Source organism: Cetobacterium sp. 2G large (assembly GCF_014250655.1).
Lineage (GTDB): Bacteria > Fusobacteriota > Fusobacteriia > Fusobacteriales > Fusobacteriaceae > Cetobacterium_A > Cetobacterium_A somerae.
Map to the genome: position 1 here is coordinate 557,598 of NZ_JACHTH010000005.1, position 20,831 is coordinate 578,428.

Sequence of the window (20,831 nt, forward strand, 5' to 3'; positions counted from 1 at the left end):
ATCTCCTAACTATATAACTTTATATAACTCATCACTTTGAGGAGGCATAATTTCCAACCTCTTACCATTTTTAACAAGAACTTTTTCTTTAGAAGTGGTAAACTCTCCAATATCGAAAGCGGGAATGTTGTTTTCTTTCAATTTTTCAATTAAAGGAACAGCATTATTTTTTCCAACTACCATAAGCATAGTTCCACTTGATATAAGCTTTAAAGGGTTAATTTTAAAATAATTACAAATCTCTTTTGTGCATTTAGGTATAAATATTTTCTCATATGAAATTTCAACGCCTAAATTATAAAAGCAGCTAGACTCCCAAAGCGCACCTAAAAGGCCACCTTCAGTCACATCATGCATTCCTTTTGAGAATTTATTGGCAATAATACCATCTTTTACAACACTAGTTAAATCTAAAAGTGCTTTTGCATCATTAACAAGCTCTTTAGAAAAAGTATCGAGAAGTTCACTTTCTTTTTCAAAGGCAATAATGCCAGTTCCTTCAATTCCAACTCCTTTTGTTATAATTAATCTATCACCAGCAGTAATGTGCTCTCTTTTTTTAAAATTATCTTTTGTCCCAATACCAATTGAGGTAGCAGATATTATCGTTTTATTAACCGCAGCGGTAATTTCAGTATGTCCACCAATTATAGAAACACCAAGCTTATCAGCTTCTTGCTGAGCTTCTCTCATAATTTCAGCAATTTCCTCCTTTTTTGTTTCTGGAGGAGCTAAAATTGTAAGCATAATTCCAATAGGAGGGATTCCCTCTGTAGCAATATCATTACAGTTAATATTAATAGCCAACTTACCTAGACCACTATTACTACCTGTAATTGGATCAGTTGATAAATAAACAATATTATCTCCAACCTCAATAGCAGCACAGTCACTACCAATTTCTCCAAAAGAAAGTATTTTATCATTGTTATTTTTAATATTATTAAAAATTAAATCTTTTAAATCTGAAATAGTAAGTTTACCAATCTTCATATTTACTCCTCATATGTAGTAGAATTTTATAATATATTATACTATATTTTATAAAAATAAAAAACCCTTACTTAGTATTTAAGTAAGGGAAAATATTTTTTAAAATAATCCAGTTATAACACCATGTTCGTCAATATCAATAAGTTCAGCAGCAGGAACTTTTGGTAAACCTGGCATATCAATAATTCCACCAGCCATAGCAATGATAAAACCAGCACCAGCAGCCAATTTGATAGTATCAATTTCAACTGTAAAGTTATTAGGTCTTCCAAGAAGATTAGCTTTATCAGAGATTGATTTTTGAGTTTTTGACATACAAATTGGAAGTGATCCATATCCAAGTTCTTCTAGTTGTTTTATTGTTTTATTAGCAGCGCCAGAGAACGTAACTCCATTTGCTCCATAAATCTCTGTACATATTTTTGAAATTTTATCTTTTATAGGTAAATCTAGATTATATAGAGGTTTATATTTAGTATTATTTTCTTCTAATTTCTCAAGAACTAGCTTGGCAAGTTCTTCACCACCTTCACCACCTTTAGCCCAAACTTCACATAAAGCCACTGGAGCGTCTAAACTTTCACAGTGAGACTTAATTAAGCTAATTTCAGCATCAGTATCAGTAACAAATTTATTAATTGCCACAACAACTGGTAAATTAAATTTTTTCATATTTTCAATATGCTTGTCTAAGTTAGCTAAACCTAATTTTAAAGCATCTAAATTTTCTTCATTAAGAATTTTAGCACCACCGTGATGTTTTAATGCTCTAACAGTAGCAACAATAACAACACAATTAGGATTTAAACCTCCTTTTCTACATTTAATATCTAAAAACTTTTCAGCACCTAAGTCAGCAGCAAATCCAGCTTCTGTAACAGTAACGTCTGAAAGCTTAAGAGCTAATTTTGTAGCAAGTAGTGAATTACATCCATGAGCGATATTAGCAAATGGGCCACCATGGATTATAACAGGAGTATTTTCTAAAGTTTGTACTAAATTTGGCTTTATAGCTTCTTTTAAAAGAGCTGTAACAGCACCAGAAATTTTTAAATCATTTATTGTAAGAGGTTTATCATTATAATCGTAACCAAAAACAATTTTACCAATATTTTCTTTTAGTTCTTTTAAAGAGTTTGAAAGACAAAGTGTTGCCATAATTTCAGAAGCAACAGTTATTTGAAAAGAATCTTGTCTTGGATACCCATTGGCTTTACCTCCAAGTCCAATAACAATATTTCTAAGATTTCTATCATTCATATCAACTACTCTTTTCCAAGTAATCTTAGTATTATCAATACCTAAAGAATTACCTTGAGTAATATGATTATCAATACAAGCAGAAACAAGATTATGAGCGACTCCAATTGCGTGGAAATCGCCAGTAAAATGCAAATTGATATCTTCCATTGGTATAACTTGTGAATAACCTCCACCAGTAGCTCCACCCTTCATTCCAAAGACAGGCCCTAAAGACGGTTCTCTAAGAGCTGCAACTGAAGAAATACCTATTTTATTTAAAGCTTGTGTTAAACCAACAGTAACAGTAGATTTTCCTTCTCCTGCAGGTGTTGGTGTAATAGCAGTAACAAGAACTAATTTCCCATCTTCTTTGTTAGCAAGTTCATCTAATAAAGAAAGATTAAGTTTAGCTTTGTATTTTCCGTAAGTATCATAATAATCCTCAGTAATATTTAGCCTAGAAGCTATTTCAGAAATTTTTAATAGTTTTGCTTCTTGTGCAATTTGTATATCTGTTTTCATAGACCCCTCCTTGAAAAATAAAGTGTTCTAAGATAAATTAGAAAAATATCTCATTGATATAATTGTACCTCAAAATAATGAAAAAATAAAGGTTAATAAATTAAAATAAAAAATTGATTTTTTGTAATATTAGAGGTATATAAAGTATGAAAGAGAAGTTTGTTATTATTACCTATTTAGTAGAAAATTATTGTTTAATTTTTAGGACAAGGGGGTACTATGATTAACAAAGAGGATATTTTATTAGCTAAGCAAGGAGATATAGACTCCATAGAAAAAATAGTAACAGAGTATAGAAATCTTATATACATAAGAAATAAAACATTATTTTTAAAAGGTGCAGAAAGAGAGGATTTAGTCCAAGAGGGAATGATAGGACTAATGAAAGCTATAAAATCTTTTGATGAAAATAGAAGTGCTTGTTTTAGTACTTTTGCATCTCTTTGTATAAAGAGACAAATTATAACAGCAGTAAAAAATTATAATTCTGAAAAAAATAAAAATTTAAATAGTGCAATGCAAGGAGAGGGTTATTCAGAATTAGAGGATTTAATAAGATACAATAGTCCATCATTAAGATATTATACTCCAGAACAAATTGTTATTGGAAAAGAGTTAATGAAACTTTTAAAAAAATTTTTAAAAGATAATCTAAGTGGTTTAGAAAAAGATGTGTTTACATTTATGGTAAAGGGATATGGATATTTAGAGATAGCTCAGAAGTTAGAGAAGGAGCCAAAGGCAATAGATAACTCGATTCAAAGAATCAAAAAAAAAGTTGTTATTTTTTTGAAAAAGTATAATAAAAGTTGACAGAAGTGGTAGAAATTGAATATAATATGTGAAATTTATATTTTAATTAAAAGGGAGAAAGTAATGATATTAGAAACAATAAAGAGTCAGAAAATAACTTTTGAACAAAAAGTTGTGACCCTAGCAAGACTAGCAGAAGGGAGTATAGAGGTTTTAAATAAAAGTGAAGCCTTAAAAAAATATATAGAAGATGGAATTATATGTGATTTATTTGAGGGAAATGCTCCTTATAGACCAAGATATATTGTTCCAGATTATGATATATTTATGGAACAAGGAAGTAAGTTTTTAAACTTAGATAAACCAACAAATATATGGGAAGCTGTACATGGTTTATTAATTCTTTATAAACATGTTCCATCTATAACAACAATGCCTGTTTATTTAGGGAATATTGATTATTTATTAGAACCTTTTATTAAAGATGAAGCAGAAGCATATTTAGCAATTAAATTATTTCTAAAACATATAGATTCAACAATAACAGACTCATTCTGTCATGCTAATATTGGACCGAAAGAAACAAAGGCTGGAATATTAATACTAAGAGCTATGAGAGAGCTAGAGTTACCAACACCAAATTTAACAATAAAATATACTGAAGAAACAACAGATAAAATTGCAGTAGAAGCGATTAAAACAGCATTAGTAACAGCTAAACCAAGTTTTGCTAATGATAAAATCTTTAGAGCAGATTTTAAAGGAGAATACGGAATCGTTAGTTGCTACAATGGATTAAAAGTAGGTGGTGGAGCGAATACTCTAGTTAGAGTAAGATTAGGAGCTCTATCAAAGCTAGCTAATTCAAAAGAGGACTTTTTTGCAAGAGTTTTACCTGAAGTATCAAAAGAAATGTTAGAATATATAGATGAAAGATCTAAATTTATTATCGAAGAAAGTGGATTTTATGAAAGTAGTTTCTTAATAAAAGAGGGACTTTTAGAAAAGGAAAAATTTACAGGATTATTTGGTTTTGTTGGATTAGCTGAATGTGTAAATAATCTTTTAGGTGCAACAGAAAAACAAGATAGATTTGGATATTCAGAAAAAGCAAATAAATTAGGACTTGAAATAGTAGAAGCTATGTCAAAACTAATAGCAGCTCATAAGACAAAGTATGCTGGAGAGTTCTTTGGAAATACTCATTTATTACACTCACAAGTTGGAATAGATACTGATAGAAATGAAAGCCCAGGATGTAGAATTCCAGTTGGAGAGGAACCAGAGATATTTGATCATATAGTTCAATCAGCTCCATTCCATCAATATTGTCCAAGTGGAATTGGTGATATATTCGTGTTTGATGAGACATATAAATCAAATCCAGAGGCTATCTTAGATATAATAAAAGGAGCTTTTGAAACTGAAATGAGATTTTTTTCATTATATAGTGATACTTGTGATGTAGTTAGAGTAACAGGATATCTTGTAAAAAAATCAGAGATTGAAAAGTTAGATAAAGGTGAGCAAGTATTAAGAGATACAACTATTTTAGGAAAAGGTGCTAGAGATAATGCTAAAGCTTTAGGAAGAAAATTGAGAAGTGAGTAATATGGAATTGAAGGCAAAAATAAATAAAATTATAAAATTTTCTAATGTTGATGGTCCTGGAAATAGAATGGCTATATTTTTTCAAGGATGTAATTTTAATTGTGAGTATTGCCACAATCCAGAGACAATAAATATTTGTAAAGAGTGTTATAAGTGTGTTGAAACTTGTCCAACAAAAGCTTTAGAAGTATCTAATTCTAAAATAATTTGGAAGAAAAATTTATGTTGTGAGTGTGACCAATGTACAAAGATTTGTGGATTTGATTCTTCTCCTAAAGTAAATGATTATACAGTTGAAGACTTATTGGTTGAAATTAGTAAAGTAAAAGCTTTTATAAAAGGAATAACAGTAAGTGGAGGAGAAAGTACGTTACAGTATAAATTTGTAGCTAAACTTTTTTCTGAAGTAAAAAAGAAATGGCCTAATTTAACTTGTTTTGTGGATACAAATGGAAGTTTAAATTTAGATGATATTGAATATAAAGAGTTAGTAGAAAATACAGATTTTTTTATGTTAGATGTAAAAGCTTGGGATAATAGCGAGCATTTACTTTTAACAGAAAAAGAGGTTAATCCAGTTATAAAAAATTTATATTTTTTAAGAGATATAGGAAAGCTATTTGAAGTAAGAAGTGTTATAGTTGCAAATAGGTTAAATAATAGATTAACTGTTGAAAATGTAGCTAAAGCTATATTCAATAAAGATATTAGATATAAGATAATAAAATATAGACATTTTGGAGTAAGGGAAGAGATGAAGAGTAATTTATTCTCTCCAACTAGTATTGAATTAGAAGAATTGGAAAAATTAGCTCAAAAAAATGGAGCAAAAAACACCCTAATTATTTAGGGTGTTTTTTTAATCAAACTTATATCCGAAGCTAAATTGGAAAAGAAAATCATGAGATTCTTGAGCTTTAGAAATATTAAATTTAACAGGACCAATTAGACTTAAATAACTAAGAGTTATTCCAGCTCCCTGAGAATAATCCTTCCAAAGAAGTGAGTTTTTATCATCATTAAAAACTTCGTTAGCAAATTTATATGTTGCAAAATCCCAATTAGCTCCAATGTATAAATTCTCGATAAGTTTTTGTTGAATTCCAAGACTTACTCCAAAAAGAGAGGATAAATATTTTTCTTGGAAATAATAGCCACTAAAAGCAAAAGTATTATGAGATAAGTCATCAGACAAACCACCAAGTTTTATATATTTATCAGGAAGAATATCATCTCCAGCAATGTTTCCACCAAAAAATTTGGCAGTTAAGCTTGTTGTTTCAGTTATAGGTAGATAATTTGAAGATAGATAATTAGTAGATAAAAAGTTTAAATTATCTTTTCCTAGATTACCTCCCCATCTTTGAGAAACTTCACCTTTAAAACCTTTAGTTGGAAAAGCTATAGAATTTGTTTTATCCCAGTTAATATTAAAGAAAATATCCCCATAACTTTTGGAGTATTGTATTGATGAATCAAAAATATTTTTTATTTCAGGATCTAAACTAGCATAGTTTAAAGAAGCACCGTATGAGAATAAAAATAAATTAGAATATTGTGTAACGAAAGCTCCTTCTAATTTTGTAACTTGACTTTTATAACTACCAATTTTATTTTTATTGTGATATATAAAAAATGGATTTTCTTCATAACTAATACTACTTAAAATACCAACCTTATTAGAAACACCATAATACGAAAAGTTTTTTAAATCTAGACCAAGATAATCACCAAAAGTAGCTTCGATAGTTGATAAGCTACCTATTTTACCAAAAGAACTAATATCAGTTCCAATGGAGAAAGTAGTTCCATAATCAGTTTGATAATCTACACCAAGACCAACTATATTAGTAGGATTTTCTTCCACTTGAAGCTTTAAAGTGTTATTTTTAAAAGAATAATAAATCTTATTAACAAAATTTAAACTATATGTTTTTAACATTAATTTTTCAAGAGTATCTGGATTTATATTAGTTCCTATAGAATCTTTGAAGAGTGATTCTATAATTTCTTTATGATTATTATTTTTTGTTTCAGTTATCACATCAATATTTTCTAAAACAAAGTTATTTTTATATTGAAGAGAGCTCTTTCTTTTGTTGGGTTTAGGTCCAAAAGCTAATATCTTTTGAAGTTGTTTTTTTGCAGCAGCTTCTCCTAAAGCTTCAATCTCTTTAAAATTACTAAAATCAGTTGTTTTAAAGTTTGAGATATCAGGATCAATAAGTATTGTTGCTAAGTCTCTTTGTTTTTTGGTAGAACTAGTACTTTGAATAGCAACAATTTGATCGGCAACACTTAAAATATCATAATCTTCTTTTTTTTGAAGAGAAGTTCCTACATCAACACCAATAACAATATCAGCTCCTAAATTAAATGCATCTTCCACAGGGAAATTTCTAGATAAAAGACCATCAACATAGTAATTATCTCCAATTTTTACAGGATCAAAAATTGTGGGAATAGATATACTAGCAGTGATAACTTGAGCTAAATCACCACTATTAAAAGCTTTGGCTTTTCCTGTATTTAAATCAGTTGCAATAATCTCAAGAGGAATAGGTAATTTTTTAAAATCCCTTGTTTGCTCTACATTCCAAAGAAGATTTTTTAAAGTAAGATATATTTTTTGAGTATTTCTAATACCTTTTGGTAACGCAAAATTTAAAGAGTTATCGTATTTTAAAGAAAGATTATAATTTTTCATCATTGATCTTTGATCAATGGAAATATCAGTAATATTTGGACTATCATTAAAGGTTTCTTGCCAATTGATATCTAAAACTAACTTTTCAATTTGATTTGGAGTATATCCAGCAGAGTACAGAGCACCAATAAGAGCTCCCATACTTGTTCCTGTAATATAATCAACCTTAATATTATTTGCTTCTAAAACTTTAAGAACACCTATATGAGCAAATCCTTTTGCACCACCGCCACTTAATACAAGTCCAATTTTAGGCTGTTTTTCTTCTTCTTTAAACTTTTCAATTTTTTTATTTTCAAGTTTTTTTATTTTATTTTGAAGAAGTTTTATTTCTTGCTTTAATTTTTCAATTTCAATATCTTCTGGAGAGTGAGAAATATTACTTGAAAATATATTGACGAAAATTAAAAGAAATAATAAAAAACTTTTTTTGATCATCACTCCTCCTTATAAATTTTACTAAATTCTTTAAAAAAATTAGGGAATGTTTTAGAAACACAATTGGGATCTAAAATTTTTATACCTGGAACTCTCAATCCAATTAAAGAGAGGGACATAGCCATTCGATGGTCATCATAAGTTTTTAAAAAATTACCTTGGTAATTTTCTAAAGGTTTTGGAGTAATTAAGAAACCATCAGTAAATTCTATAAAATCACCATGAATTTTTAAGATTTCATTTTTTAAGGCAGATATCCGATCGGTTTCTTTTATTCTCATATTCTCAACATCCCATACTTTAGTTGGAGAAGTTGCAAAAAGTCCAACGACAGCTAAAGTTTGAGCTACATCAGGAATATCATTCATACTTAACTCAATTCCTTTATATGTTGGAACCCCTTTTACAGTAATAGTAGTATCATTAAAATTTAATATTTTTAATCCAATTTTTTCTAAAATATTCAGAAATTTAGAATCTCCCTGTATACTATTTTTGAAAAAATTATTTAATGTAATAGTGGAATTACTAATTAAAGCCATAGCTAAAAAGTAGGAAGCTGAGGACATATCACCTTCAATTAAGTACTCATCTATATTATACTCCTGTGGAGATATATGCACTGAGTTATTATTGTAATTAAAGTTAACTCCAAAATCATTCATCATAGCTAGAGTCATATCTATATATGGTTTTGATACAACTCTTCCACTTAATTCAATTTCTATAGGATTCTTGAAATTAGGAGCAGCCATAAGAATTGATGATATATATTGACTACTTTTACTTCCATCAATTTCAACATAACTTGCAAAAACTCCTTTAGAAGTTATACGAATTGGAGGATAGCCATGATTACTTAAATATTCAACATTAATTCCTAATTGAACTAAAGAATCAACTAAATCTTTAATTGGTCTTTGATTCATACGATCATTACCATATAAAGTAGCAGTTCCTTCTCCAGTAGCTAAATAAGAACTTAAAAATCTCATTGCAGTTCCTGCATTTCCAATATATAAACTTAAATTATCATATTTTGGATTTTTATTTCCTATAATTTTAAGTGTTTTATTTATCTCATCAATTTCAATAGTATTATTTAGGGCTCTTAAAGCATCAATCATATACTTTGTATCATCACTTAAGAGAATATTTTTTAAAATTATTGTCTTTCCTGAAAGAGCTGAAAGAATAAGGGCTCTATTAGTTATCGATTTCGAACCTGGAATATCAATTGTAGCTTTGAAATCTGTTATTGGGTTTGGTTGGAAATAATTCATTAAAATTTCAACTCCTTTAATAAAATGTATTTAGATTATAACAATTTTTATATAAAATTAATACAAGAAAAATATTCTTTTTACCAATACAAGCAAATTGACAAAATATTAAATAAGCGGTATAATTACTCTAAAAGTTTAATAAGACTATATAGTTATGTAGTTTGGAGGAACAATATGGAAATGAAAGATATTATAGAGATGGTTAATTATTTTTCTAATCAAGCAAAAAAAAGAGAACTAACAGCTGAAGAGAAGCTTGAAAGAGAAAAATATAGAAAGTTATATTTAGAGCAATTTAAAGCACAAGTAAAACAAAAATTAGACAGCATCGAAATTGTCGATGAATCAAAGATGATATAGGGGGCAAATGATGAAACAATTAGTTAAAACTCTTTATAGAGAAACAGAGAAGTATTTAGACCAGGAAGTTGAGTTATCAGGTTGGGTAAGAAAAATAAGATCACAAAAAAACTTTGGATTTATAGAATTAAATGATGGAAGTTTTTTCAAAGGTGTACAAATAGTATTTGATACAAATTTACCAAATTTTGACGAAATTTCAAGACTTTCAATATCATCGTCAATAATTGTAAAAGGTATAGTAGTTAAATCTCAAGGTGCAGGACAAAATTTTGAAATCCAAGCTAAAGAGATTGAAATTTTCCAAAAAGCTGATTTAGATTATCCATTACAAAATAAAAGACACTCTTTTGAGTTCTTAAGAACAATTGCACATTTAAGACCTAGAACAAATACATTCTCTGCAGTATTTAGAGTGAGATCAGTTTTAGCTTATGCAATTCATAAGTTTTTCCAAGAGAATGGATTTGTATATACACATACACCAATCATTACAGGATCAGATTGTGAGGGTGCAGGAGAGATGTTTAGAGTAACAACTCTTGATTTAAATGATGTACCTAAAACTGAAGAAGGGAAGGTTGATGTAACAAAAGACTTCTTTGGAAAAGAAACAAATTTAACAGTAAGTGGTCAGTTAAATGGAGAGACTTATTGTTCTGCATTTAGAAATATATACACATTTGGACCAACATTTAGAGCAGAACAATCAAATACTTCGAGACATGCTGCTGAATTTTGGATGATAGAACCAGAAATAGCTTTTGCAGATTTAGAGGGTAATATGGAACTAGCAGAAGCAATGGTAAAATACATAATTAAGTATGTAATGGATGAATGTCCTGAAGAAATGGAATTTTTCAATCAGTTTATTGAAAAAGGATTATTTGATAAATTAAATAATGTATTAAATAATGATTTTGGAAGAGTAACATATACAGAAGCAATAGATATTTTAGTAAACTCAGGAAAGAAGTTTGATTATCCTGTTAAATGGGGAATTGATTTACAAAGTGAGCACGAAAGATTTTTATCAGAAGAATATTTTAAAAGACCTGTATTTGTAACAGATTATCCAAAAGAAATTAAGGCATTTTATATGAAATTAAATAAAGATGGAAAAACAGTTAGAGCAATGGATTTATTAGCTCCAGGAATTGGAGAGATAATAGGTGGATCTCAAAGAGAAGATAATATAGATGTACTAGAAGAGAGAATGGCAGAAGCTGGATTAAGTGCTGATGATTATGGATTCTATTTAGACTTAAGAAGATTTGGAAGTTTCCCTCATTCAGGATATGGATTAGGATTTGAAAGAATGATTATGTATGTAACAGGAATAACAAATATAAGAGACGTAATACCATTCCCTAGAACTCCAAATAACGCTGAGTTTTAATTACTGAGGAAGAAGAATGATATTAGAAATACTAGTTTTTCTAGTTTTTATTTCTCTACTTTTTTATACTGTAACATATCCATATAATTTTAAATTAAATAGAAAATTAAAAAGAGTTCTTAATTTTTCTCAAGTTGAAAAAATAATAGATACAAAATCTAAATATTTAGATTTTTCACATAAAGAACTATCAGATGAGTTCACTATAGAAGAAAAATATTTAGAAACTAAGTACGCAACTGAAAAGATGAGGGTGTTAATAGTAAAACCAAAGGGAGTATTAGAGACTCCCTTGTGTTTAGTTCTTCTTCATGGAATAAGAGATAAAGCTGAAGATTGGATATATAAAGCAAAATTACGTGAAAATTACCTAAGTTTAAAGAAAAGAGGAAAAGTAAAAGATATTATTTTTATTCTTCCAGACTCAGGATATAATGGTGAAAGTTGGTATACTAATTTTTATAATGATAAATCTCATCAATATGAAGAATTTTTTTCAAAAGATTTGACAAGTTTTATCGAACAAGAATATCCTAATTCTAAAAAAGGTATTGGCGGATTTTCTATGGGTGGCTATGGTGCATTAAAAATTGGACTTAAAAATTTAGAATCGTATGATGTTATAGCCAGTTTTTCAGGGGCTATAAGTTTAATTAGAATGAGTATAAATCGTAGGGTTATGAGAATTTTTAGATATTTATATGTACCAAAATTTTTATTTAATGATGTAAATAAAGCTCATTTCATGAAAGTATTTAGTCCTTGGGGATATAAAATTTTAAAAAATGATCCGTATAGTATAATTAAAAAAACCAATCCTGAAAGATATAAAGGGAAAAAGTTTTATTTAAGTGTTGGTTCAGAAGATAAAAAACCTTATTTAATGTTTCAGCAATGGCTTGATGTTGTAGGTAGAGCCAAAAAATATGGATTAGATTTCAAAGGGAAAATTTATGAAAATGAATATCATACATGGGAATATATATCGAAAGATATATATAATTTTTTAGTGTTTTTTACAGAAGAAACAAAAAGAAGGAAGTAGATATAATGAAATACTTATTAATATTGAGTATGTTATTATTTACAGGATGTTTTTCATTAGGAATAAAAGGTGAGTATAAAAGTTATCAAAATGAATTTTATGATATGGTAGCAAAACCTTTTAAAGAAAAAGAGAGAGAAGAGTTAGAGAGTCAATTTAAAGACTTAAAGACAAAAGTTTCAACTAGTGATTATTCAAAAAAAGATAAAGAAAAACTAGAAAGTGGTATAGAATATTATTTGATGGTTTTAGAAGATTTAAAAGATTAAGGCTTGAGTAAACTCAAGCCTTTTTTTAGTTTATTTTAAATAAATGATTCATTTTTTCCCTTTTAGTTTTTAAATATTTAGAATTACAGCTATTTGAAGGAAATTCAATATGTGTTCTATGATTAATTTTAATACCATACTTTTCTAAATCATTTATTTTTTTAGGGTTGTTGGTCATTAGATTAATACTTCTTATATTTAAAAGCTTTATCATTTGAGCAGCTACAGCAAAATCTCTTAAATCAGGGTCAAACCCTAATAAAGTATTAGCTTCAACAGTATCCTTGCCTTGAGCTTGAAGATTATAAGCTTTTATTTTGTTAAGAAGACCAATACCCCTACCTTCTTGCCTCATATATAAAAGTACTCCAGATCCGTGATTAACAATATTTTCAAGAGCTTTATCTAATTGACTACCACAATCACATTTTAATGAACCAAAGGCATCACCTGTTAAACATTCTGAATGAACACGTAAAAGGACGTCCTCTTGATTATCAATATCTCCATAAACTAATGCAACATGTTCTTTGTAATCAATAGTATTTGAAAAACCTATTAGTCTAAATGTTCCATGTTTTGTAGGTAAAGGTGCTTCGCAAACTAATTCAGTTTGGAACTCATTTTTTTTTCTATATTCAATTAAATCTTCAATTGTAATCATCTTTAAATCATGAAGCTTACAAAATTCAATTAAGTCAGGAACACGTGCCATTTCGCCATCTTCTTTTATAATTTCACAAATAACACCACAACCGTTAAAACCTGCTAATTTAGCAAGGTCAACAGAAGCTTCAGTGTGTCCCGGTCTTTCGATTACTCCGCCATTTTTAGCTATTAGAGGAAATATATGACCTGGTTTTTTAAAATCATTGCCAGATTTAGAATTAAAAGCCAAATCTCTTATAGTATTATATCTATCTTCAACAGAGATTCCAGTAGTAGTTCCAGCTAAAGAATCTACAGAAACTGTAAAAGCAGTTTGATGAGAATCACTATTATTAAAAACCATAGGAGTTAAGTCAAGCTCTTTAGCTCTTTTTTCTTCAAGAGGAACACAAACTAAACCTCTTCCATATTTTATCATAAAATTAATATTTTCTTTAGAGATAATATCTCCAATACCAACAAGGTCTCCCTCGTTTTCTCTATCTTCATTATCAACAACGACTATTAACTTTCCATTTTTTAAATCATTAATAGCATCTTCTATTTTATTAAACATGTTAAACCTCCTTAATATTAGAAAAATCCATTTTCAGCTAAAAAACTTTTGGAAATATTTGAACTAGATTTTTCATCTGTTTTTTCTCTGCTTAGGAGTAATTTTTCGAGATGTTTTGCAATTAAATCAGTTTCAATATTTATAATATCTCCAACATTTTTAAAACCTAAAGTTATAGATTTTTGTGTATGAGGAATTAATGAAACTGTTAGAGTTGAATCATTTAATGAGGCAACAGTCAAACTAGCTCCATCAAGAGTAATACGTCCCTTATAAACAACATATTTCATAAACTCTAAAGGGATTTCAATTGTATATTTTTGTGCAAACCCATCATTGGATATTGAGGTTATTTTTCCACAACAATCAACATCTCCTGTGACAAGATGTCCGCCTAAATAGGATTGTAAAGTTAAAGATTTTTCTAAATTGACTAAATCTCCAATCTTTAAATTTTTTAAAGATGAAACTTTTAAAGATTCATTCATTATATTAGCTGTAAAAGCCGTATTAGATAGTTTAACAACAGTTAAACAAACACCGTTTGTAGCAATACTATCTCCAATAGCTGCCTTTTGTAAAACTTTATTACATGAGATAGTTATATTTGCACCTTGTGGAGTTTTATCAATAGAAATAACTTTTCCAAGCTCTTCAATTAAACCGGTAAACATCCTTCCTCCTTATAAAACTCAAATCCAACATTATCATCATAAATATTTATTTTAATATTTTTCAAAGTAATTCCTTCATCAATCATATTAGGAGAAAAACCATTTAAAAATGGTATAGCAAGACCATCTCCTAGTATTTTAGGAGCAATAATAATTTCTCCACCATCATAAATCTCTTCTTTAAAAAAAGATGAGATTACTCCTGAGCCACCTTCGACTAATATAGAATCAATATTATAAGAACCAATTTTTTTTAAAATATCCTTTAAATTTTCATTTTCTGAAAAAGTTATAAATTTAATTGAAAATTTTTCTGAAAATAATTGAAACTTTTCTAAATTAATATTTTTTTCAGATGTAATAATAAAAGTTTTTTGATCTTCGTTATTACTTATTATACTATATTTTTCTGAGATAATTAAATCTTTATCTAAAATTAATCTATAAGGATTACGGTTACCCAGAACTTTACATCTAAGAGATGGATTGTCTTGAATAACAGTATTGGCTCCAACTAAAATTCCAGAGAAAAAGTTTCGATATTTTTCTACTTTATTTCGAGCTAAAGAATTTGTAATCCATTGTGAAGAAAAAGATTGAGTGGCTATTTTACCATCAAGCGTTATCCCAGCTTTTATAAAAATATATGGAATTTTATTTTCTATATACTTAAAGAAAACTTTATTTAAATTTCTAGCTTCATTTTCTAAAACCCCAATGATAACTTCAATACCAGCTTCCTCTAATTGTTTTACACCTTGGCCACTAACTAATGGATTAGGGTCTAAAGTTGCAATAACGCATCTTTTTATTTTGGAGCTAATAATAAGTTTGGTGCAAGGTGGTGTTTTCCCATAGTGAGAACAAGGTTCTAAAGTAACATAGAGAGTACATCCTTCAGTGTCATTAGATTTATTTAAAGTATTAACTTCAGCATGTGGGCCACCATAAAACTCATGGTGTCCCATTGCTAGAATTTTATTATCTTTAACTAGAACAGCTCCAACAAGCGGATTAGGATTAACAGCACCTATACCTTTTTTAGCTTCATTAATAGCTATTTCCATAAAGTAATTATGCATAATTATTCCTCTGAAATACTTCTAATAAGATTAACAGTTTCAATAGCAGAAAGTCCAGCTTCAAATCCTTTATTTCCGGCTTTTGTACCAGCTCTTTCAATAGCTTCTTCAATTGAATTAACTGTTAATACACCAAAAATTACAGGAATTCCAGAATCTAAAGATATTGATGCTACACCTTTAGAAACTTCTGAACAAACATAATCAAAATGTGGAGTAGCTCCTCTAATTACAGCTCCAAGAGCAATAACAACGTCAAACTTTTTAGTTTCAACCATTTTTTTTGCAATAAGAGGAATTTCAAAAGCTCCTGGAACCCAAGAAACATGTATGTTTTCCTCGTTAACTGAATGTCTTTTTAAAGCATCAATTGAACCAGATAAAAGTTTAGATACAATAAATTCATTGAATCTAGCACAAACGATACCTACCTTTAAATTTTCACCTATAAAATTTCCCTCATAAATTTTTACCATTTTTAGTCCTCCTCAAATTTTTTATAAAAAAAAACCGAAGATAGACTTCGGGCTTAAAAATAAATAAATTAGAAAATTGTGCATAAAAAAAACACTTCTTCCATCCAGACTATACTGTCGGTTTTGGAGTTTCACCAAATCAAACCCGAAGGTTTCGCGGACTATCACCGCCGGTCGGGAATTGCTAATTAAAAGCTCACCCTGCCCTGAAGTTTATCTATCATATTTTATTATTGTTGACTTGATTATAAAACATCAATAGTTATTTTGTCAATAAAATTATTTGTATTTTTTATTTAATGCCTTTATAATAGCAAAAGTTTCAAGGTCAAAAACACCATCAACTTTTCTAGGTCTAAAGTGCATCTGGAATGCAGAAACCACTTTTTTACTTTGTAAATCCCAATTATCAGTGGAATTAATATCATACCCATATTTACGTAATTCATCTTTTAAATCTTTAGCTGAATATGAATTAAAAAGATCTTGTGAATAAAAAGCATTAAAATCTTTTTTCTCAAACCAAGCACCAACACCATAATGGTCATAAAGATGTTTCCATGGGAATTTTGGACCAGGATCAAACTTTCTAGTAGGAGCAATATCAGAATGTCCTAAAATGTATTTAGGATTAATCTTATATTTAGCAGTAAGTTCTTTTAATAACATTCCAATTTTAAAAACTTGAGCATCATTATATGGGTAAAACATAGTTGTATCAACAATACCCTCTTTTAAATTTGCTGTTTTTTGTTTACTAGCACTTGAATAACCTAAATTAGAGATTTCAATTCCAATTGAATTATCATTTAGATTTTTGTAACCATCAAAGGAACTAGTTCCAGCATGCCAAGCTCTTTGAGTATCAGGAACTAAAGAGTAAACAGAATCATACCTTTCTTGAGTAACTAGATAATGAGAGCTAACATTATTTTTTGTTAAAGCAGTGATTGAACGTTCATCATTTAAAGCAGTGTAGTGCAAAATAACAAATCTAACTCTTTCATTATAAGATTTTGATTTGTATTTAGACGAATTAACACTGTATTTTAGCGATGTGCACGAAGATAAAACAAGGGTTAAAAACAAAAAAACTATTTTTTTAATCATATTAAGAACATCCTTTCCTTTGGTATGATTTGATTATATACCAAATTGTCAAAAAAATCCAAAAAAACCTAAAAAACATTTGAAATTAATTGGTTTATATGATATAAATGACTGTACTTAATTACAATAATAGAAGCATTTTAGGAGGAAAATATAATGACAAAAAAAGAATTCGCAAAAGTATTATTTGAAAAAGGTGTATTCTCTTCAAAAGCTGAAGCAGAAAGAAAGTTAGATTCAGTTCTAGTTACAATAGAGGAGACTTTACAAGCTGGAGAGGAAATCAACTTCATCGGATGGGGAAAATTTGAGGTAGTTGAAAGACCTGAAAGAACTGGAAGAAACCCTAAAACTGGAGAAGAAATTAAAATAGAAGCTAAGAAAACTGTAAAGTTTAAAGCTGGAAAGTCTTTAGTAGACAAAATGAACTAATATTTAGTTATTTAAGCCGAGATTAATTCTCGGCTTTTTTTATATGTTTTAGAAATTGCTATTGACTTATTAAGAAATATTAGCTATATAAGTACTAACGTAAAAAATCTCTTAAAATAGGAGGAACAATTATGATTAGTTATGAAATGAGTGAGATAAGAAATATAACTCTTTTGGGGCATCGTGGAAGTGGAAAAAGTAGCTTAGTAGAGGCCATGCTATACATATCTAATACAACCCCTAAAATGGGGAGTGTTGACTCTCAAACAAGTATATCAGATTTTGATAAAGAGGAAATGAAACAGGGATTTTCAATTAATACGTCAGTTATACCTCTTGAATATTTAGGACATAAATACAATATACTAGATACACCAGGATATTCAGATTTTTCAGGAGAGGTTTCATCAGCTTTGGCAGTTTCAGGAGGAGCAGTTTTAGTTATCAATGGTGCAGCAGGAGTGGAAGTAGGAACAGAGAGAGCCTGGAGATTGCTTGAAGAAGCTGGTATTCCAAGAGTTATTTTTATTAATAAGATGAATAAAGGAGTCCATAATTATGAGAAACTTCTTTATGATATGAAAGAAAAATTTGGTAAAAAAGTAGCACCATTTTGTATACCAATAGGATTTGAAGAGGAGTTTAAAGGTTTTGTAAATGTTGTGGATTTAAAAGGGAGAATTTTTAATGGTGAGTCATGTGAAGATGCTCCAATTCCAGAAGATATAGATGTGGCAGAAGTAAGAAATCTTTTATTAGAGGCAATTGCTGAGACTGATGAAAACCTTTTAAATAAGTATTTTTCAGGAGAGGATTTTACTGAGGAAGAAATTAAGCAGGGGTTACATAATGGTGTTGTTAGTGGAGAAATTGTTCCTGTTATCATTGGATCAGCAAGTAATGGAATAGGTGTTCGAACTCTTTTTGAAATGCTATATAACTATTTACCAACACCTTTAGAGGTAAATGGAGGTATTAAAATAGGTTATACGACAAATAAAAGTGAGATGCTAACAAGAAAAGTTGCAGTTGATGAGCCGTTCTCTGCAGTTATATTTAAAACGATAGTAGATCCATATATGGGAAAAATATCGTTATTTAAGGTTAATTCAGGAGTTATTAAAAAAGATGATGAAGTATTAATTTCAAATAAAGGAGTAAAAGTTAAAGTAGGAAATATTTCATTCTTTAGAGGTGGAAAACAATTACCAGCAGAAGAGGTAAGAGCAGGAGATATAGGTGCTATGACAAAGATTCAAGAGGCTCAGACGGGAGATACCCTATGTGATAAAGATAATGTCATTTTATATCAAGTAATAGAGTTTCCAAAGCCATGTTTATATATGTCCATTGTTCCAAAAGAAAAAAGCGATGATGATAAGTTAAGTGGAGCTCTTCAAAGGTTAATGGATGAGGATCCCTCTTTTTCAATAGGAAGAAATTATGAAACAAAAGAGCTAATAATTGGTGGACAAGGAGAAAAACATCTGAATATACTTCTTAATAAACTTGAAAATAAATTTGGTGTGAATGCTTTATTGAAAGAACCAGAAGTTTCCTATAGAGAAACAATTAAAAATAGTGTTGAAGCTCAAGGTAGACATAAAAAACAATCAGGAGGAGCAGGACAATTTGGAGAAGTATTTATAAAGTTTGAACCTAATAGTGACGAGTTTGGATTTTATGATAATATTCATGGTGGAGTAGTTCCTAAAACTTACATTCCAGCAGTAGAAAAGGGATTGTTAGAAGCAAAAAATAAAGGTAAATTAGCAGGTTATCCAGTAATAAACATAAAGGCAACACTGTATGATGGGTCTTATCATCCTGTAGATTCAAATGAAATATCATTTAAACAAGCAGCCATATTAGCCTTTAGAAAAGGAATGGAGACAGCTAAGTGTGTCATATTAGAGCCAATTGTAAAAATGGAAATAGTAGCTCCTGATGAATATATAGGAGATATTATGGGAGATATGAATAAAAGAAGAGGAAGAATTTTAGGAATGGAACCAAAAGCTTACTCTGAGCAGCTTTTAATTGTAGAAGTTCCCGAAAGCGAGATATTAAAATATGCAATAGATTTAAAATCATTAACTCAGGGTAGAGGAAGATTTGAATATAGCTTTTTAAAATATGAGGAGCTTCAAGAAAATTTAGCACAAAAAATAATAGAAATAAGAAAAAATAAGTAATAAAAGAGGCTCTGATTAACAGAGCCTTTTCAATTAAAATAGTTCTTTTTTAAATAAAATCCATGTTATTATAATTCCACAAGCAAATGCTACAAGTAGAACCCAAAGAAAACCATAGGTATCTGAAGCAAAAGGAACTCCACCTACGTTCATTCCCCAAAGCCCAGAAACAACGGTAGGAATAGCAAACACAATTGTAATAGAAGTAAGTTTTTTCATTACTATATTAAGGTTATTTGACATAACAGTAGAAAAAGCATCTCGAGTACTACCTAGAATACTTGAATAAATATTGGCCATTTCAATTGCTTGTTTAGTTTCTATTATAACGTCTTCAAGAAGTTCTAAATCATCTGGATATCTTTTTACAATTTCAGTTCTCATCATTCTCTCAAGAACGGCTTCATTTGATTTTAAAGATGTAGTAAAATAAACCAAACTTTTTTCCAATTCAAGAAGAAGCATAAGTTCTTGGTTTCTAAGATTATTTTTTAGTTGCCTTTCGATATTATCACTTATTCTTCCAATTTGTTTTAGGTAAAGTAAGAAATATGTAGAGTTTCTAAAAAGCATTTGTAAAATAAATCTTGTTTTTTTAAACGTAAAAAAACTTTTAATTCTTCCTTGAACAAACTCTTCAATAAGAGAGAGTTTGACAGTGGATACGGTTAAAATATGATCTTTCAATAAAATTATTCCAAGTGGAACAGTAGTGAAAGAACAACGATTATTCTCATCATGTATAGGAACATCAATAATAACTAAGATTATATCATCATCAATTTCCAAACGAGCTTTTTCCTCTTCATCAAGAGCTGCTCGAATATGTTCTTCAGGAATATCAAAGCTATTAGTAACAACTCTAATCTCTTCCTCTGTAGGATTTGAAAGATGAATCCATGTATTTTTTTCAGTTAATTTTTCAACTTCAAGTGTTTCAGAAATTGAGAAAAGTTTTTTTTCTAAAATATCATTATGACTTTTGTAAATTTTTATCATAAAAAACCGCCTA

Annotated in this window: 19 protein-coding genes and 1 riboswitch; of the genes, 9 read left to right on the forward strand and 10 right to left on the reverse strand. The window is 28.9% G+C overall.

All coding sequences use genetic code 11. From position 1 onward, the window contains the following. Window positions 1–9: 9 nt before the first annotated feature. Together H5J23_RS05500 and H5J23_RS05505 are read right to left on the reverse strand one after the other, a co-directional pair. Window positions 10–993, reverse strand: coding sequence for an AIR synthase family protein (locus tag H5J23_RS05500; protein ID WP_023049802.1), 984 nt, complete (start codon window positions 991–993; stop codon window positions 10–12). Window positions 994–1,092: 99 nt separating this feature from the next. After that, complete coding sequence (locus H5J23_RS05505; RefSeq protein ID WP_185891254.1) at window positions 1,093–2,757, reverse strand: formate--tetrahydrofolate ligase; 1,665 nt, start codon at window positions 2,755–2,757, stop codon at window positions 1,093–1,095. Window positions 2,758–2,976: 219 nt separating this feature from the next. On the opposite strand from H5J23_RS05505, the gene H5J23_RS05510 reads away from it, so the two are divergent. The 3 genes from H5J23_RS05510 to H5J23_RS05520 all read left to right on the forward strand — a co-directional run bounded on the left by H5J23_RS05510 (window position 2,977) and on the right by H5J23_RS05520 (window position 5,971). Continuing rightward, window positions 2,977–3,570: a sigma-70 family RNA polymerase sigma factor gene (locus H5J23_RS05510; protein ID WP_023049804.1), complete on the forward strand. Its 594-nt coding sequence runs from the start codon at window positions 2,977–2,979 to the stop codon at window positions 3,568–3,570. A 63-nt stretch (window positions 3,571–3,633) separates the two neighbouring features. After that, window positions 3,634–5,121, forward strand: coding sequence for a YjjI family glycine radical enzyme (locus H5J23_RS05515; protein WP_023049805.1), 1,488 nt, complete (start codon window positions 3,634–3,636; stop codon window positions 5,119–5,121). A gap of 1 nt (window position 5,122) precedes the next feature. Further along, window positions 5,123–5,971 (forward strand): YjjW family glycine radical enzyme activase, encoded by an 849-nt coding sequence (locus H5J23_RS05520; RefSeq protein ID WP_040406052.1) that lies wholly within the window; start codon window positions 5,123–5,125, stop codon window positions 5,969–5,971. A 9-nt stretch (window positions 5,972–5,980) separates the two neighbouring features. On the opposite strand, the gene H5J23_RS05525 is transcribed toward H5J23_RS05520, so the two are convergent. Next, on the reverse strand, window positions 5,981–8,266 hold the full coding sequence (locus H5J23_RS05525; protein WP_023049807.1) for a patatin-like phospholipase family protein: 2,286 nt from the start codon (window positions 8,264–8,266) through the stop codon (window positions 5,981–5,983). Continuing rightward, window positions 8,266–9,549 carry a 3-phosphoshikimate 1-carboxyvinyltransferase gene (gene aroA, locus H5J23_RS05530; protein WP_023049808.1) on the reverse strand — a complete coding sequence of 428 codons (1,284 nt, stop codon included), beginning with the start codon at window positions 9,547–9,549 and terminating at the stop codon, window positions 8,266–8,268. The genes H5J23_RS05525 and aroA overlap by 1 nt, the downstream gene beginning before the upstream one ends. Window positions 9,550–9,726: 177 nt before the next feature. Between aroA and H5J23_RS05535 the strand changes: the two genes are divergently transcribed. The 4 genes from H5J23_RS05535 to H5J23_RS05550 are packed head-to-tail and all read left to right on the forward strand — an operon-like array spanning window position 9,727 to window position 12,625. Continuing rightward, window positions 9,727–9,912: a DUF896 domain-containing protein gene (locus H5J23_RS05535; RefSeq protein WP_040406039.1), complete on the forward strand. Its 186-nt coding sequence runs from the start codon at window positions 9,727–9,729 to the stop codon at window positions 9,910–9,912. Between the two features lie 7 nt (window positions 9,913–9,919). Further along, window positions 9,920–11,311 (forward strand): asparagine--tRNA ligase, encoded by a 1,392-nt coding sequence (gene asnS, locus H5J23_RS05540; RefSeq protein ID WP_185891256.1) that lies wholly within the window; start codon window positions 9,920–9,922, stop codon window positions 11,309–11,311. Between the two features lie 16 nt (window positions 11,312–11,327). Then, the gene (locus tag H5J23_RS05545; RefSeq protein WP_023049811.1) at window positions 11,328–12,356 is read left to right on the forward strand and encodes an alpha/beta hydrolase family protein; all 1,029 of its coding nucleotides are present in this window, start codon (window positions 11,328–11,330) and stop codon (window positions 12,354–12,356) included. 5 nt (window positions 12,357–12,361) lie between these two features. Next, window positions 12,362–12,625, forward strand: a complete 264-nt coding sequence (locus H5J23_RS05550; RefSeq protein ID WP_040406041.1) for a hypothetical protein — start codon at window positions 12,362–12,364, stop codon at window positions 12,623–12,625. A 25-nt stretch (window positions 12,626–12,650) separates the two neighbouring features. Here H5J23_RS05550 and H5J23_RS05555 read toward each other — a convergent pair whose 3' ends face one another. The 5 genes from H5J23_RS05555 to H5J23_RS05575 form a co-directional block, all read right to left on the reverse strand. After that, the gene (locus H5J23_RS05555) at window positions 12,651–13,850 is read right to left on the reverse strand and encodes a bifunctional 3,4-dihydroxy-2-butanone-4-phosphate synthase/GTP cyclohydrolase II (protein WP_023049813.1); all 1,200 of its coding nucleotides are present in this window, start codon (window positions 13,848–13,850) and stop codon (window positions 12,651–12,653) included. Window positions 13,851–13,867: 17 nt separating this feature from the next. Beyond that, entirely contained in the window at window positions 13,868–14,524 is a 657-nt protein-coding gene (locus H5J23_RS05560) for a riboflavin synthase (RefSeq protein WP_023049814.1), read from the reverse strand. Continuing rightward, window positions 14,509–15,606: a bifunctional diaminohydroxyphosphoribosylaminopyrimidine deaminase/5-amino-6-(5-phosphoribosylamino)uracil reductase RibD gene (gene ribD / locus H5J23_RS05565; protein WP_245576438.1), complete on the reverse strand. Its 1,098-nt coding sequence runs from the start codon at window positions 15,604–15,606 to the stop codon at window positions 14,509–14,511. The genes H5J23_RS05560 and ribD overlap by 16 nt, the downstream gene beginning before the upstream one ends. A gap of 2 nt (window positions 15,607–15,608) precedes the next feature. Beyond that, complete coding sequence (gene ribE / locus H5J23_RS05570; protein WP_023049816.1) at window positions 15,609–16,082, reverse strand: 6,7-dimethyl-8-ribityllumazine synthase; 474 nt, start codon at window positions 16,080–16,082, stop codon at window positions 15,609–15,611. An 88-nt stretch (window positions 16,083–16,170) separates the two neighbouring features. Next, a riboswitch (FMN riboswitch) is annotated at window positions 16,171–16,300 on the reverse strand. 61 nt (window positions 16,301–16,361) lie between these two features. Further along, a complete protein-coding gene (locus H5J23_RS05575; protein ID WP_023049817.1) occupies window positions 16,362–17,192 on the reverse strand; it encodes an N-acetylmuramoyl-L-alanine amidase in 831 nt (276 codons plus the stop codon). 156 nt (window positions 17,193–17,348) lie between these two features. On the opposite strand from H5J23_RS05575, the gene H5J23_RS05580 reads away from it, so the two are divergent. Further along, the gene (locus tag H5J23_RS05580; protein WP_023049818.1) at window positions 17,349–17,624 is read left to right on the forward strand and encodes an HU family DNA-binding protein; all 276 of its coding nucleotides are present in this window, start codon (window positions 17,349–17,351) and stop codon (window positions 17,622–17,624) included. A 131-nt stretch (window positions 17,625–17,755) separates the two neighbouring features. After that, entirely contained in the window at window positions 17,756–19,819 is a 2,064-nt protein-coding gene (gene fusA / locus H5J23_RS05585) for an elongation factor G (protein ID WP_023049819.1), read from the forward strand. Between the two features lie 33 nt (window positions 19,820–19,852). On the opposite strand, the gene H5J23_RS05590 is transcribed toward fusA, so the two are convergent. After that, window positions 19,853–20,818: a magnesium transporter CorA family protein gene (locus H5J23_RS05590; protein WP_023049820.1), complete on the reverse strand. Its 966-nt coding sequence runs from the start codon at window positions 20,816–20,818 to the stop codon at window positions 19,853–19,855. Window positions 20,819–20,831: the final 13 nt, after the last annotated feature.